The sequence below is a fragment of the Vibrio sp. V15_P4S5T153 genome (genome assembly GCF_963874485.1).
Lineage (GTDB): Bacteria > Pseudomonadota > Gammaproteobacteria > Enterobacterales > Vibrionaceae > Vibrio > Vibrio anguillarum.
Genome location: NZ_CAWNHR010000018.1, coordinates 428,053 through 444,335 on the forward strand (window position 1 = coordinate 428,053; position 16,283 = coordinate 444,335).

Here is a 16,283-nt window from a genome sequence, read left to right on the forward strand (position 1 = left end):
AGCCCTGATTCTGGTGATTTTTTAGGAGTACAACCATGAATCAGCTATCTCTACTTGCCAAATTTGGCGACCCTATTACTCGTGTTGAAAACGCACTGTCTGCGCTTAAAGAAGGGCGAGGTGTGTTGTTGCTTGATGATGAAGATCGTGAAAATGAAGGCGATATCATTTATGCGGTTGAGTCACTGACCACACAACAAATGGCACTGATGATCCGTGAATGCAGTGGCATCGTCTGCCTATGTTTGACCGATGAACAGGCTAATCAACTGCAACTGCCCCCGATGGTAATGCATAACAATAGCGCAAACCAAACCGCTTTTACTGTCTCGATTGAAGCAAAAACAGGTGTAACTACGGGCGTTTCAGCGCAAGACCGAGTGACCACAATAAAAACCGCGGCCCGCTTTGATGCTAAAGCCGATGATCTTGCACGCCCCGGCCATGTCTTCCCACTTCGCGCTCGGGCGGGAGGTGTTTTGGCTCGTCGTGGGCATACAGAAGGGACGGTTGATCTTATGCAAATGGCGGGTTTAATGCCTGCGGGCGTATTGTGTGAACTCACCAATCCTGACGGTTCCATGGCCAAAACACCCGAGATCGTTGCGTTCGGGCAAAAGCACAATATGCCTGTATTGACGATTGAAGATATGGTGCTGTATCGAACAAGATTTGAACTCAAACAGGCTTAATGAATGTCGAAGGGAGGCTAGGTGCGTCCCTTCACATTACTCCGATTTAATCTGCTCATTTTGAAATGAGAAGTGCATAAAATTATTAACGTTCGATTAAACTTATGTAGATTGACGATGTTATTTTTGCCGAGGTTGAGCATGCTATTTAATAAGAAAATGCAAAAAGAAAATGATGATTTGAAGGCTCAGATAGCTGCATTACAAGCACAGCAAAGACTTGAGCAACAAAAGTGGCAAGATGAAATTCAGCAGCTAAAAGAACAGCTGGCCTTATTGCGTACATCAACTCAATTAGAGTCTGATTTGATGGCCAGCCATTTGAGTGGTAGCCACATGCTAGAAGCCATCCGTTCTGGTCTGGCTCACAATGCTGAGAATTTATTGCGTGAGAACGAATCACTGAAGCAACTGAATAGTATTTTTGGTCAGACAAGCACAGCAATTAATCACTTATCTTCTCGAGCAGAAAAAATTGCAGAATACGCTCACGCTAGTATGGAGTCGGTGACTGTTCTAGATAAAACAACCATTTCGATTGGCCAGTTAGTCGGCACGATCCAAGAGATTTCGCAACAGACCAATTTATTGGCACTGAATGCAGCTATTGAAGCGGCACGCGCAGGTGAAGCGGGTCGAGGTTTCGCGGTCGTGGCCGATGAAGTACGGGCATTAGCTTCCAAAGCCAATGATGCCAGCACTAAGATTGAATCTTTAGTTGGGCAAGTTCAGAACCAAACGGAAAGTATTAAAGGTTCAGTGAATCAGAGTCAAGAATGTGCAATCGAAGTAGAAAATGCTTCAAATGAATTAAAACAGACGGTAACAATCGTTTTAGACAAATCAAAACAAATGCAAGAAGTTATTCGTATTGCGACGGCGTGTTCTTTCCTTGATACGGTGAAATTGGATCACGCAGTTTGGAAAAATGAAGTGTACGATCACATCCTCAATCGTCGGTTTGAACATGGGATGAATACTCATCAAGAGTGCCGTCTAGGTAAATGGTATTTTGAGGGTGATGGTGCGCGTGAATACAGCCAGCTTCCCAGCTTTGCTGGTTTGAATGCTCCTCATAAATTGGTGCATGATTCAGGAAAGAGTGCACTGAAGTCTGGTCAGAATGGTGATTGGACACAACTGATTAAGCAAGTTGATACTATGGAATTGGCCAGTAAATCGGTGGTTGATTCGATAGACCGATTACTAAAAGAGGTAGTAAACACACATTAAACTCAGACGGTATTACGTAAAATAGATAGGTGTCCGATCGCTCTTCTGCTACAGTGGCGCGCTATTTCTTCACAGTCTGTTATCTTGATGGCACTGGAAATCTAACCCTAGGATCTATTTTGACCAATAACGATATTTTACGCCGTATTCGCTACACTTTTGACTTTAAAGACTCAGCTATGGTTGAGATTTTTGCTGCGGCGGACGGCTGCGTTACTCAAGAGCAAGTGACTACTTGGCTAAACAAAGAGACGGAATCTGTGTTGAGTGATGTGGATCTAGCGATATTTCTCAATGGTTTAATCAATACAAAGCGTGGTAAACGCGATGGTGAACAACCTCAGCCTGAAACACGCTTAACCAATAATATGATTTTCATGAAATTGCGTATTGCGCTGGATATGAAAGCAGAAGATATTTTAGACACATTAGCTTTCATCGATTTTCGTTTAAGTAAGCACGAGCTCAATGCATTTTTCCGCAAGCCTGACAATAAACACTACCGTGAATGTAAAGATCAGATCCTGCGTAACTTTTTAATGGGTGTTCAGCGTCAGTTGCGTCCAGAAGATAAACGCGAATATCAAGAAAAAATCGATTAAACCAAAGAAATCTCCTGTAAGTCATTAGGGATCTCTTCATTGAAAAAAGCCATGTTGACATGGCTTTTTTACTTTTTTACTTAGTGATCAACGATCTTCATTCTGACGCTTACGAATATCAGTTTTACCTCTTCTTGCTAAACTTTAAAGCGGTCCACCAACTCATAGAGTTCGTTGGCTCGGCTATTCAGCTGTTGGCTACCCGCTTGGTTCTGATTAGCCAGTTCAGCCGATTGACTACTTTGATCAGATATCACCACAATGCGCTCTGATATCTCTTGCCCAACAATACTTTGCTCTTCTGTTGCAGTTGCGATCAGCGCGTTCATATCCATAATCGTGGCAATAGAGTCTTGAATTTTTTGTAATGCTGTCGATGCGGCATTGGCTTTTTCTACGGTGCTTAAGCTACGGCTTTGGCTTGAATCCATCGCTTTAACTGCGGCATCAGAGGCATTTTTCAGTTGCCCGATCATGGCATGAATTTGCCCTGTACTGTCTTGGGTACGGCTGGCTAATTTTCGGACTTCATCTGCTACTACGGCAAATCCTCGTCCTTGCTCGCCCGCGCGAGCCGCTTCAATCGCTGCGTTTAACGCCAGTAGATTGGTTTGTTCAGCAATATCTTGGATAACCGCAAGTAGAGACGAAATGTTTTTCACATCGCCTTCCAGTTTTGAAATCACAAGGCTCGCTTCAGCGACCTCTTTGGCGAGATCCTGTACCGATTGTGCTGCCGAATCAACAATCTCATGGGCATCTTTGGCGTTGTCGTCAGCATCTTTTGCTGATTGAGCGGCATGATGGGCGTTGTTCGAGATCTCTGTTGCAGTCGTGGTCATTTCTGTCATCGCTGTCGCTACTTGATCGGTCTCTTCACGTTGCCCTGATGCAATGGCGTCAACTTGTTGTGCTCGTTGTGTCATGTCATTGGTTTCATCCACAACCTGTTGCCCAACTTGGTGTACGCGCGCAATGATACTTTGCAAGCTGGAGACAAAGGCATTGAAGTTATCACTTAGTCTTGCAAATTCAGGGGCGTTGAATTTTTCCATTCTTGCAGTTAAATCAGCGTCACCGCTTGCAAATGAACGAATCGATAAATCAAATAGCTCGAGAGGACGCATGATACTGCGATTTAAAATGATGGCGAAAAAACCGACGATGAGGATAATGATCAAGCTCATCAAACCGATATTGACTAAACTGCTTTGCATATTTTCCGCAGCGAGTGTTTCCATGTTGGCGATTACGGCATCAATGTCATCGGTGTAAAAGCCAGTGCCTATCGTTAGATCCCATTGTGGTAAATAGGTAGAATAGGCCAATTTAGGTAGTGGTGTCGTCTCTCCCGGCTTGGGGAAATAGTAGGTAGTGAACTTATCTACTTTGGCATTTTTGATTAAATCTTGGATTAAATAGTTGCCATGCGTATCTTGCATGTTCCAAAAGTTATCGCCTAAACCAGCATTACTTTGGCCCAGTAGTAGTCGATCCCCTTTGCTATTGTAGCCAAAGATATAGCCACTATTTTCAAACGCGATGTCACGCAGTATGGTGATGGCTTCGCTGAGGGGAGCGTTCTTTTGTTTGAGTGATTTGAGCGCTGTATCGGCAATTTGCAGATATGAACGCAGCTCATTTTGTTTCATCTCCATCATGCTAGCGCGGGTAGCAGCCATTTGTTCGTGATTCAGTTTTTGTGTTTCTGAAAAACTGAGATACATCATACTTAACGAAATAATCAGTAGCGGAACAATGGATAGCACGTAGAGTCTTTGGCGAATAGTCAGGCTCATGGTTATTTCCTGTTGTTATGTTATTGGCCTTGGTACTTTAACTGACGGTTGACATGCTCGTTGTTGTTATAAATATAGCTTAGCTAAGTTTGCGGCACCGCGTCTTACAAAGAGCATATTTTCATATGAAAAATGGGTGTTATGTCAAATTGGAATGCTAAGTAGAGTTGTTATGCCCTCTATGACTTGCCAGTGGCTTTCATTTCACTGGTTTAAGCTTAATTTCTATATAGAGTATAGATAGGCTGTGATATACTCCGCGCCCACTTTACTTTCGAAGAGCCAGTGACCATGAGCCTGAAAAATGAAATTCAACAACTCAATAACCGTTTAGATACGTGTCGCCATAAGCTCGATGCGGCTAAAGGTCGTGGCGATCAAGTAATGATCAGCAAATTTACCGATGAAGTAGAACAACTGACGAAAAAGCTCGCTCAAGCAAAACACAAGCAAAATTATACGGTGAGCAAAGAGCGTAAGAGTTTGCTCGATATGCCATTTTCTCGTGAGTTGACCAAAGCCGAACAGGCGGATTTAGGTCAATTGAAAAAGTCAGTTAAAGGTTTAATCGTGGTACACCCGATGACAACAATGGGCAAAGAACTGCGTTTAGAAGTGATGACTGGTTTCGCTCCAAAAACCTTCTAACCATCATTTTTTACGACAGAAAAGAGCCAGATAATCTGGCTCTTTTTGATCGTACCTGCGACTCAATAGCCCATAAGTTGCAATAAATTCTCGGCGGTGTGGATTGCCTCTTTGCGGTTAGCAATATTCAGTTTTTGGTATAGGTTGCGGATGTGGGTTTTGATGGTGGTTCCTGCGACATCCAGCTCTTGTGCAATTTGCTCATTGCTAAACCCAGAGTAAATAAGCCCCAAGACTTGCCATTCACGTTGAGTGAGTGGGCTGGTACGAACCAGCTCAGGAATATTTGGGTGATTAACCAGCTTCTCAACAAACTCTTCGTCGAAATGGACTGATCGGCTGCGCTGAGTGGTAGAGATCTCTTTCATTAACTGTTGTGCGCGGTGGCGTTCCAGATCTCCCAATTCGGATCGGCTAGAGAGTTTTTCCAATAAGTGGCCGATCTGCGAACCATCGATTAAAAAGTTACCCACCATACCCGTCTGATTGGTTAGCTGTAGGGCCTCTTTGAGTTTTTCTTTCGCCACTTCTTCGTTGTGCACTGTGGTGGCTAGAACGGCTTCGAGGATCAAATTACGGTTTAGGTCAGTAATCAACTGATAAGTTTGCGCTTCGTGCTGCATAAACGTCAAAGTTTGAGTCGCATCTTCCAAATGACCTAAGTGAATCTGAACTCGAGCAATATTGCGCCATTGAAGCTGTGAAAAGTGATTGCATGCTTTTTCTGGTCGAATGGTGGTCTTGAGCCACTGCAACATTGCTTCATCATTGCCACGAGCTTGCCAAAATAGAATCAGTGAGAGCGAAGCATTCGCCGTCCAGTCTACGTGATAAGTCGATTGTTTCAGTAAGTGCTGTATTTGTTCGATGAACTTACCCGCTTTATCGAGTTCACCACGGCCAATAGCAATACGCGCCAGCATTGAATAACTGTGCAGATGCTTGCTTGGAGAGTGGTTGCCCAATACGCGTAGTCCTTTATAAGCGCACTCTTCCGCTTCATCCAAGCGGTTCCAGCACCACAGGATTTGGGCACGTATCCGTAGTAAGAACTCATGCAATGGCACTTGCTGTAATTGCTGCTCTTCAATTAATTTGAAGGCAATATCTTGTACTTCAAAAGCGGCTTGCACATAACCTTGGGCAATCAAGATCTCGCTTTGCTGTAGTAATGCCCATAGCGCTTGGTGGTAAACCTGATACTGGCGTGCCAGCTTTTCGGTTTGTTGCATCATCGAGAGTGCGCGGCTTAATTGACCGAGCACGTGGTTCACTTCGCCGACGACTGAAGTGGCGACAATACGACTGCGGTAAACTGTGTGATCCAGTTGGCTGAGTGCTAACTCCGCAAGTTCTAAGGCTTTTTCTGGCTCATTTTGGTTGATCGCGACTTGAGCACGTAGGGCATTGAATTCGCCTTGTTCTTTGGTGCTTAGCTGAACATTGAGCGCTTTCATCTCGTTGGTCGATTTGGTTAGCAGATCCCCAACGTCAAAGTAGCGGTGCTGACTTTGAGCCAGCCAAGCTTGTAGCATACACAGTTTAGGCTCGCGATAGAGTTGGGCCGGAGAGAGTTGGTTAATGGCCTCTTCGAGAGCCAAAAGCTCGCCTTGGTTGAACATCTTCCAGCCAAATTGCGTCAAGATAGTAGCGAGTAAGTCAGTATCGTTGGCGAGCGTGGCGTGACGCAACGCTTGATGAGGTGTGGCTTCTTGCAACCAAGCGTGCGCGGCGGCACGGTGCAGATCGTGCTCCTGCTGCGGGATGCGCGCCAAGCGTTCATGAGAGAGGAATTCCGCAAATAAGTTGTGGAACCGGTACCAGTTGTGCTCACCTTCCAGTGGATAAATGAATAAACCATAGCGGTTGAGCGACTCAATCATGCTCAGCGCGTCGTCACGTTTGGTGAGTGCAGAGACTAACACGTCATTAAAGTGATCGAGCACCGAGCATTGCATCAAAAATTGGCGCGTTTCTTTATCGAGTAGATCAAACACTTCCTCAACTAAGTAATCCCATAAATGTGCATGATTAAATTGCGATACTGACTCCGCTGTTTGAGCCAACGTGCGCTTTTGGTGCTGTGCTTGTAAGGCAATCAATTGCAGTGCAGAGGGCCAGCCTTCGACATAGGTGCACAAGTTGTTGGCAGTATCATCATCCACGCCATCAGAGACCCGTTGATTAAAGAAGCGTGTTGTTTCTTCGGTATCAAAGGCGAGTAGCTCATTACCAATTTCGATCATCAAATCGCGTACGCGCAAGTTGGCCGTGCCTAATGGTGGTGTGGCACGGCTAGTGACGACCAGCGTTAGGTTGTCTGGCATGTGTTTGAGGAAAAAGCGCATCGCTTCGTGGATATCGTCATCGGCGATCAAATGGTAATCATCGAGAACCACATAGCACTCTTTGTTAAAGCCAGACATTTCCGAAAACACTTCACTAAATAGCGAGTGTAAAGAAGAGAACTGGCGTCGCTCGGCCAGTTTCTGGGCATTTGGACAACTTTGCTGAGTCGCTTTATTAATCGCTTGCAGTAAGTAGTTGATAAATCGGAACGCATCATTGTCGCTTTCATCGATGCTATACCAACCCACATTGGTCTTGTCTGATAACCATTGCGCTGCCATGGTGGTTTTTCCATAACCAGCAGGCGAGCGAAATAGCACGAGTTTGTAGCAAGGTGCTTGGGCAAGCAGCTCTAACACACGCGGGCGAACGATGGCGTTGTGTAGGCGGCCGGGACGAGTAAGCTTAGAAGGTATCCACATCTTCCAGATTCCATTTATTGTTCTTGTTACTGACTTAAAAGCTGATCGCAGCTTTGGAGGTGCTTAGTAAGAAGAGCATCATTATTTAGGAGTACACAAGTGAACTATCACTCATTTTGTGTGGATGTTACTTGATGTCGTGACGCACGTTTATTGATCCATCCCGAGATTCTTGCAGGATTCACATTTACTCATCATCTACGCCCTGTAATTGTGACTTTAATCACTAAAACTTCTTTGTTATGCGTTATATAAAAACTGAGCATGTACAAAATCTCATGTAATTTGTAAATGAAGCTCATTTTTTTGAGAGCCAATTCTCATATTGAGAGATTGATATTCCTGATCGAAACCTTAGCGTCATGAGCGGTATTTAGGCTAGTGAGCAAGGTGATGTGATCACAATCACTGCTTATGAACCGCTATGTGCAACGAATGAGAGATAGATCACTGCGACTCTGGTGCTCGCCCTCTACGCCCTGAGCCCTCCTCCTAAACGAGGTCATTTTTAGGAGGATGCCGACCTTGCGTAGCTGATGCACGATATGCCGAAGATGAATTAAAACGACTAAGTGAGATTTCGCTAATGAAACCTACGCAACAGAAGAAGTTTGATAAAGCTTCGTTCCAAGACAACGTAAAGAAACACCTGACTGCCACCTACGCCACCACCATTGAAAATGCAGATAGCCGTTCATGGTATCTCGCAATGGGGCGCGCACTGGCTGAATTAACGATGTTTGATCTACTCGAAACTGAGCAAGACCAGCGCATTGTTAACGCTAAGGGTCTGAACTACTTATCACTTGAGTTCTTGATTGGCCGTTTAACGGGCAACAACCTCATCAGCATGGGCCTGTATGAGCAAATCACGGAAGCGATGGCTGATTTAGGTCAGAACCTAACGGATTTATTAGAAGAAGAACGTGACCCATCCTTAGGTAATGGTGGTTTAGGGCGACTTGCGGCATGTTTCATGGATTCGTGCGCTGCGCAAGAGTACCCAACCGTAGGTTATGGTTTACATTATGAATATGGTTTGTTTAAGCAATCTTTTAGTGAGGGCCACCAACAAGAAGCTCCTGATGAGTGGCGTTGTGTTGAAGGCTACCCGTGGGAAGTGGCACGACCACACCTAGCACAAGAGATTGGTTTTTACGGCCATGTTGACGTTATCAATGACAATGGCGTGGAAAAACGCCGTTGGATTCCGAGTATGTTTGTCCAAGCAATGCCTTGGGATTTACCGATCGTCGGCTATGAAAGCGACACGGTTTACCCACTTCGTTTATGGGAATGTCGCGCAATTGCGCCTTTCTCACTGGCTGATTTCAACAACGGTAACTACTTTGAAGCACAGCATGCCTTGATTGATGCAGGCAACATTACCAAAGTACTTTATCCAAACGATAACCACGAAAAAGGCAAGACACTGCGTTTGATGCAGCAATATTTCCATAGCGCGGCGTCAATGCGTGACATTTTGCGTCGTCATGCGGCGGCGGGTCATGACATTGCTGATCTTCCTAAATATCAAACCGTTCAGCTAAACGATACTCACCCAACGATTTCCATTCCTGAATTGATGCGTATCTTGATTGATGAGAAAGGCATGGGCTGGGATGAAGCATGGGCGATCAGCTCAAAAACGTTCGCCTACACCAACCATACGCTACTGCCTGAAGCACTCGAAACGTGGAGCGAGTCGTTGATCCAGCGTTTGCTTCCTCGCCATATGGAAATCATTTACGAAATCAACCACCGCTTCCTGCAAGAAGTACGAGCCAAGTGGCCGGGTGATGTGTCGAAACAGCAAAAACTCTCCATCATTCAAGATGGTTTCCACCGTGTAGTGCGTATGGCAAACCTTTGTGTGGTTGGCTCTTACGCTGTGAACGGTGTGGCGGCGCTGCACTCGGAGTTGGTAAAACGCGATCTTTTCCCAGAATTCCACGAGCTTTACCCAACACGTTTGCACAACGTAACAAACGGCATTACGCCGCGTCGCTGGTTGAAATTTTGTAACCCAGGTTTGTCGGCGCTTATTTCGGAAAAAATTGGCACTGAGTGGCCAGCGCACCTTGACCAGCTAGAAGCGATTGCGCAATACGCTGACGATGCGAAATTCCAAAAAGAGTTTATGGCGGTTAAGAAACACAACAAGCAGCGTCTGGCTGATTGGGTATCAGAGAACATGGGTATTGAGCTTGATACCAATGCCATCTTTGATGTGCAGATCAAACGCTTGCATGAATACAAACGTCAGCATTTGAATATGTTACATATTCTCTCTTTGTATCATCGTTTAGTGAATGACCCAACGTTCGATATGACGCCGCGCGTGGTGTTCTTCGCGGCTAAAGCGGCACCGGGTTACCACCTAGCTAAAGAGATCATCTACGCCATCAATAAAATTGCGGAAAAAGTGAATAACGATCCGCGCATTGGTAACAAGCTAAAAGTAGTTTTCATTCCGGATTACCGCGTGAGCATAGCTGAAATCATCATTCCTGCTGCCGATGTATCCGAGCAAATTTCTACCGCAGGTAAAGAAGCATCCGGTACCGGTAACATGAAAATGGCGCTAAATGGTGCTTTAACCATAGGTACGATGGATGGTGCAAACGTGGAAATTCGTGAGGAAGTGGGTGATGACAACATCTACATCTTCGGTTTGGAAGTGGACGGAGTCGAAGCGTTAAAAGCCAGTGGTTATAACCCATATGATTACTACAATGCGGATCCGCTGCTTAAGGCTTCACTGGATTTGTTGGTGGGTGAAGAATTTACCCCAGGCGCTCCGGGTAAATTGAAAGCCACGTTCGATAGCTTGCTTGATGGTGGTGATCCATACCTAGTGCTGGCTGACTTCGCTTCGTATGTACAAGCGCATCAGGCGATGGACAAACAGTACCGTGACCAGGCTGGCTGGGCGAAGAAAGCGATTCTTAACACCGCGTTGGTGGGTAAGTTCAGCTCTGACCGCAGTATCCGTGACTACGTTAACAACATCTGGAAATTAGAAACCGTTAAACGTTAATTTTCAAGTAAGCCAAGGCCTTTAGGGCCTTGGCTCTATGATGACTCATTATAATAAAACCCTACCCATTTGAAGGGGAAAGAAGTCCCTTCGGAGAAAGCGATGAAACAACTAAACGCATTAAAACAAGTAGCGGCGATGGCGAACATTGCCGACAGCTACATAAGCGCGTGGGGCGACGAAGCGAAAGTGGAAGATGAAACCATTATCCGCTTATTGGCGTCTTTGGGCTATGACACAACCAATGATGAAACGCTGCTGAAATTAGCAGAAAAGAAACACAAGAAAGATGTATTAGATCCTGTTCTCGTTATTCGTGAAGGTGAAGCGGTGGAAGTGCCACTTTATCTAGGTGCCAGCGCACGTGAAAGCGAATTTAACTGGCGCTTAGAAACCGAGCAAGGAGAGGTACTTGAAGGCTATCTTCAATCGCAAGTCGTTCGTGATGAACGCGCTGAGGGTGGCCCTTTAGTGTTTGCATTGCCAAGCGATTTGGCATGGGGATATCACAAACTGTTGGTGACACGGAAACGCCGTAAAACACCGTATGAGCTCACGCTGATAGTGACGCCAAAAGCCTGTTACAAACAAGCACCTATTACTGAAGGTAAAAAATTGTGGGGCCCGAGTGTGCAGCTTTACACGCTGCGTACTCAGCACAACTGGGGTATTGGTGATTTTGGCGATTTAAAACAGTTAGTGGCGGATATTGCCTCTCGTGGCGGCGATTTTGTCGGCCTTAACCCGATTCATTCTCTCTTTCCTGCAAACCCGGAAGGGGCGAGTCCTTACAGCCCATCGTCACGCCGTTGGCTCAATATTTTATACATTGACGTGAGTTCAGTGCCTGAATTTGCTTTGAGTGCGGATGCGCAGCAAAAAGTAGGCAGTGCGGAGTTTCAGCAACGTCTTCAGAAAGTACGTGAAGCGCATTGGGTAAACTACACCGAAGTTGCAACATTAAAAATGAGTGTCTTGCCACTCCTGTTCACCGAATTTAAAAAACGCCATTTAGATAAAAATAGCGATCGCGCACAAGCCTTTTTGAATTTCGTTGAAGAAGGTGGTGAGAGCTTAGTGCACCAAGCGGCATTCGATGCGCTGCATGTCGATTTACATGCCCAAGATCCGAATGTATGGGGCTGGCCGGTTTTCCCTGAAAAATATCGTCGGTTTGAAAACAGCGCAGTACAGAAATTTATCGAAGACAATCAAGATAAAGTTCACCTATACATGTACTTGCAGTGGATTGCTGATGGCCAAATTAATGAAGCCCAAGCACTCGCGGAAGAAAAAGGCATGGCGGTCGGTTTATACCGCGACCTTGCGGTGGGTGTGGCTGATTCAGGCTCTGAAACTTGGGCTGATGCCGGTAACTTGATTTTAGACGCCAGCATTGGCGCACCGCCCGACATTCTTGGACCACTGGGTCAAAATTGGGGCTTACCACCGCTTAATCCACAAGTATTACAAGCAACCGCTTACGATGCTTATATCAAGCTGCTGCGCGCCAATATGAAACATTGTGGTGCGCTGCGCATTGACCATGTACTTGGTTTACTGCGCTTGTGGTGGGTACCAAAAGGTGAAAATGCCACTAAGGGTGCTTATATCTACTACCCAGTACAAGATATGCTCGCGATTTTAGCGTTGGAATCTCACCGCCATCAATGCAGCGTGATTGGCGAAGATTTGGGTACAGTACCTGATGAAATCGTCGATATTTTAGCCGACGCGGGTGTTCACTCTTATAAAGTGTTCTTCTTTGAAACCGCAGAAGATGGCGGCTTTATCTCACCGAAACATTACGCCGCTCAGTCGATGTCGGCACTGTGCACACATGATATGCCAACGTTGCGTGGTTTCTGGCATTGCGATGATCTCAAAATGGGGAGCGAAATTGGTTTGTACCCCGATCAAGCCCAGCTCGAAGCCTTGTTTGAGGACCGTTTGAAATGTAAACAAGGCATTTTGGATTCGGTGGCATGGCATGGTTATTTGCCTGAGGGTGTGGGGCGCGACGCAAGCCTTGTTCCAATGGATTCATATTTAAGTGAGGCGCTGCAACTGCACGTTGCATCTGGTGCATCGACCTTGTTAAGTATTCAGTTAGAAGATTGGTTGGAAATGGATAAACCCGTTAATATTCCGGGTACCGTTAATGAGTACCCTAACTGGCGTCGTAAACTTTCAATGAATTTGGATGAAGTATTTGCGCGTGATAATGTCAATCGCATTGCTGCACGTTTAACGGAAGTGCGAGCGAGTGTAAGTAAATAATCACTTACTGAATAAACCTTGATGTGACTTAGTGTTATCTTTCTTAATCATGGCATGAAGAATTTTAGTCTAGGTCACTCAATGTAACAGCAGAGTTCGGTACACTGAACCTCGCTAGTATGCCCGCCATTTTAGCGGGCATTTTTATACGTTTAAAGAAAGTTAGGTTAGGAGTAGGGATATGAAAACAAAAAAGCTTTCAAAGCTAAAGCAGGCATATAGCCAACTTTCCCATGCATCATTTACAGATCCATTCTCATTTTTAGGCCCTTACCTCGCACCCGATCAAGGTGCGCTACGCGTTTGGATGCCGGGTGCCGAAAAAGTTGAGCTGGTGGTGGAAAATCAACCCCGCATTCTGCTTGAGCGTGAAGATGAGTCGGGTTTCATCCTAAAATCAAATATTGATTTACGTTTTACCCACTACCAATTGGCGGTCGATTGGGCAGGTGTCGAACAGCTCATCGATGACCCATATCAGTACCATGGTTTATACGCTGAATATGATGATTTACATACGCCGAAATCGATGTATCACCACATGGGTTCGCAGTTCGTGACCATGGAACGTGGTGGTAAACAAATCTCAGGTATCCGTTTTTTAGTCTACGCACCGCATGCCAAAGCGTGCAGTTTGATTGGCGCATTTAACCAATGGGATGGACGTCGTAATCCAATGCAGCGCCTTGATTACGGTATTTGGGGAATTTTCATGCCCAACTTACCCGAAGGTACGCAATACAAATTTGAATTGAAAGGGCCTCATGGTGAAGGGTTACCGCACAAAGCCGATCCTTGGGGTTACTACGCCGAGCAATACCCTTCGTTTGCTTCAGTGACGTATGATCATCGGCGTTATGAATGGCAAGACAGTACGTGGCAAGCTCGCCCCATCACCGAAAAGCGCAAGCAAGCGCTCTCTTTCTATGAGTTGCACGTGGGCTCTTGGCGTCGTAATTCGGCGGGTGAATTTTTAAATTATCGTGAGCTGGCTGATCAACTGGTGCCTTATTTGGTGGATTTAGGCTATACCCATGTAGAGCTTATGCCCGTGTCTGAGCACCCATTCTATGGTTCTTGGGGTTATCAACCTGTTGGCTTATTTGCGCCAACGAGCCGTTTTGGTACGCCTGATGATTTTAAATATTTCGTTGATCAATGTCACCAAGCTGGTCTTGGAGTGGTGCTCGATTGGGTTCCCGCACATTTTCCAGCCGATAGTCATGGTTTAGCCAATTTTGATGGCACTCCTTTATTCCATGACCCTGATCCACGCCGTGGTTGGCATCAAGATTGGAGTTCGTATATTTACGACCTTGGCCGCGAACATGTGCGCCGTTTCTTAGTCTCGAATGCGTTATATTGGTTTGAACAGTTCCATATCGATGGCATTCGAGTAGACGCCGTTGCTTCGATGCTCTATCTCGACTACTCACGCAGCCATGATCAATGGATCCCAAATGTGGATGGCGGCAGAGAAAATTACGATGCGATTGCCACCTTAAAGTGGATGAACGAAGAAGTGTACAAACACTTCCCGAATGCTATGACCATTGCTGAAGAATCAACAGCTTTTCCCGGCGTTTCAGCGCCAACCTTTATGGGCGGCTTAGGTTTTGGTTTCAAATGGAATATGGGCTGGATGCACGACAGTTTGGCTTATATAAAAGAAGATCCCGTCCATCGTAAATACCATCACAACGTCATCACCTTCCCGTTAGTCTATGCACACAGTGAAAACTATGTGTTGTCGCTATCGCACGATGAAGTGGTGTACGGCAAGGGTTCGATCCACAACAAAATGCCCGGCGATGAGTGGCAACAAACGGCAAACTTGCGTGCTTATATGGGTTACATGTATGGCCAGCCGGGTAAAAAACTCAACTTCATGGGCACTGAATTTGGTCAAACGGCAGAATGGAATCATGATGACCAACTTCAGTGGTTCTTATTGCAGTTTGAACGCCATCAAGGAGTGCAGAATTTAACGCGAGATCTCAATAAGATGTATCAAGCCGAGCCTGCACTTTTTGAGTTAGATAGTGAGCCTCGTGGCTTTGAGTGGCGCTTACAAGATGCGGCCGATGCGAGCATTCTTGCGCATGAACGCATGAGTGACAGCGGTGAACGTATTTTAATTATCACCAATTTTACCCCTGTTCCTCACCAAGCTTTTCGTTTAGGTATGCCTGTCAAAGGTGAGTATCAATTACTGCTTAATACAGATGATAGGCACTATGGCGGTAGCGGTTTTGAAGTCAAAAACCGTGTACTGACTGAAAACGTTGAGAGTGAGGGTTTAGACCAATCTATTTTGGTCTGTGTACCGCCACTGGCAACTCTCTACTATAAGCTAGAGACAAGGGTATAGTTGTCAACCCCATTGCAATTTAATGAGTTGAATGGTTCCTTGTGAAGTCTCAACATCAAAATCCCGATTTACAGTGTGAATCGGGATTTTTACATCTGGCTGTCTCAGAATGAGGGTAAGTTTTTACCCATCGAAGCAATATCTTGCTCGTGCTGGGCAGGTTTTTGCTCAATCAAAAACACATACAATATAAGTGTTTGATTTTAAATGGTAATAGAGTTGGCACTGACTTTGCTCTATGACGAGTGAACTTGTTTCATACCATTCATCATTTAAAGTAAGGAATTTGCAATGCCAACTCCATGTTATATCTCTATCGAAGGCGAAACTCAGGGCCTGATCACTGCTGGTGCTCTGTCTACTGATTCAATCGGTGATGCGTTCGTTGAAGGTCATGAAGACCAAATGTTGGTTCAACAATTTGACCACGTTGTAACTGTACCGACTGATCCACAATCAGGTCAGCCTTCTGGTCAACGTGTTCACAAACCATTTAAATTCACCGTAGCGCTAAACAAAGCGGTTCCTCTTCTTTATAACGCACTGGCGTCTGGCGAGAAGATGAAATCGGTTGAGCTAAAATGGTACCGCACTTCTATCGAAGGTAAGCAAGAGAACTTCTTCACTACTACACTCGAAAGCGCGTCTATCGTGGACATTCACTGTGAAATGCCACACTGCCAAGATCCAGCGAACGGCGACTTCACACAAAACGTTACGGTTTCTATGTCTTACCGTAAAATCCTGTGGGATCACGTGAATGCGGGTACTTCAGGCTCTGACGACTGGCGCAAGCCTGTTGAAGCGTAATCACGCTTAGTTTTTGGGTCGCTCACTCGTGTTTCAT

The 16,283-nt window shown here is 45.5% G+C and carries 10 protein-coding genes and 1 pseudogene; 9 read left to right on the plus strand and 2 right to left on the minus strand.

Going from position 1 to position 16,283, the window contains the following annotated elements; translation table 11 throughout:
- Nucleotides 1-35 precede the first annotated feature (35 nt).
- From ribB to AACT42_RS17395, 4 genes and pseudogenes are all read left to right on the plus strand, one after another.
- On the plus strand, nucleotides 36-692 hold the full coding sequence (gene ribB / locus AACT42_RS17385; RefSeq protein ID WP_094132865.1) for a 3,4-dihydroxy-2-butanone-4-phosphate synthase: 657 nt from the start codon (nucleotides 36-38) through the stop codon (nucleotides 690-692).
- Between the two features lie 336 nt (nucleotides 693-1,028).
- A pseudogene (locus tag AACT42_RS24840) lies at nucleotides 1,029-1,502 on the plus strand (methyl-accepting chemotaxis protein); the annotation flags it as partial.
- A gap of 42 nt (nucleotides 1,503-1,544) precedes the next feature.
- The gene (locus AACT42_RS24845; RefSeq protein ID WP_405054803.1) at nucleotides 1,545-1,925 is read left to right on the plus strand and encodes a CZB domain-containing protein; all 381 of its coding nucleotides are present in this window, start codon (nucleotides 1,545-1,547) and stop codon (nucleotides 1,923-1,925) included.
- A gap of 119 nt (nucleotides 1,926-2,044) precedes the next feature.
- Entirely contained in the window at nucleotides 2,045-2,527 is a 483-nt protein-coding gene (locus AACT42_RS17395; protein WP_038148283.1) for a YehS family protein, read from the plus strand.
- A 137-nt stretch (nucleotides 2,528-2,664) separates the two neighbouring features.
- Here AACT42_RS17395 and AACT42_RS17400 read toward each other — a convergent pair whose 3' ends face one another.
- Complete coding sequence (locus AACT42_RS17400) at nucleotides 2,665-4,326, minus strand: methyl-accepting chemotaxis protein (RefSeq protein WP_019281765.1); 1,662 nt, start codon at nucleotides 4,324-4,326, stop codon at nucleotides 2,665-2,667.
- Nucleotides 4,327-4,617: 291 nt separating this feature from the next.
- On the opposite strand from AACT42_RS17400, the gene AACT42_RS17405 reads away from it, so the two are divergent.
- Complete coding sequence (locus AACT42_RS17405) at nucleotides 4,618-4,974, plus strand: YibL family ribosome-associated protein (RefSeq protein ID WP_026027197.1); 357 nt, start codon at nucleotides 4,618-4,620, stop codon at nucleotides 4,972-4,974.
- A gap of 62 nt (nucleotides 4,975-5,036) precedes the next feature.
- On the opposite strand, the gene malT is transcribed toward AACT42_RS17405, so the two are convergent.
- A complete protein-coding gene (gene malT / locus AACT42_RS17410; protein WP_017046883.1) occupies nucleotides 5,037-7,745 on the minus strand; it encodes an HTH-type transcriptional regulator MalT in 2,709 nt (902 codons plus the stop codon).
- Nucleotides 7,746-8,331: 586 nt separating this feature from the next.
- Here malT and AACT42_RS17415 point away from each other — a divergent pair.
- The 4 genes from AACT42_RS17415 to AACT42_RS17430 all read left to right on the plus strand — a co-directional run bounded on the left by AACT42_RS17415 (nucleotide 8,332) and on the right by AACT42_RS17430 (nucleotide 16,246).
- Nucleotides 8,332-10,785 (plus strand): glycogen/starch/alpha-glucan phosphorylase, encoded by a 2,454-nt coding sequence (locus AACT42_RS17415; RefSeq protein ID WP_094132863.1) that lies wholly within the window; start codon nucleotides 8,332-8,334, stop codon nucleotides 10,783-10,785.
- A 102-nt stretch (nucleotides 10,786-10,887) separates the two neighbouring features.
- Nucleotides 10,888-13,065 (plus strand): 4-alpha-glucanotransferase, encoded by a 2,178-nt coding sequence (malQ, locus tag AACT42_RS17420; RefSeq protein WP_094132861.1) that lies wholly within the window; start codon nucleotides 10,888-10,890, stop codon nucleotides 13,063-13,065.
- A 181-nt stretch (nucleotides 13,066-13,246) separates the two neighbouring features.
- On the plus strand, nucleotides 13,247-15,436 hold the full coding sequence (gene glgB, locus AACT42_RS17425; RefSeq protein WP_094132859.1) for a 1,4-alpha-glucan branching protein GlgB: 2,190 nt from the start codon (nucleotides 13,247-13,249) through the stop codon (nucleotides 15,434-15,436).
- Nucleotides 15,437-15,727: 291 nt separating this feature from the next.
- On the plus strand, nucleotides 15,728-16,246 hold the full coding sequence (locus tag AACT42_RS17430; protein WP_013868180.1) for an Hcp family type VI secretion system effector: 519 nt from the start codon (nucleotides 15,728-15,730) through the stop codon (nucleotides 16,244-16,246).
- Nucleotides 16,247-16,283 lie beyond the last annotated feature (37 nt).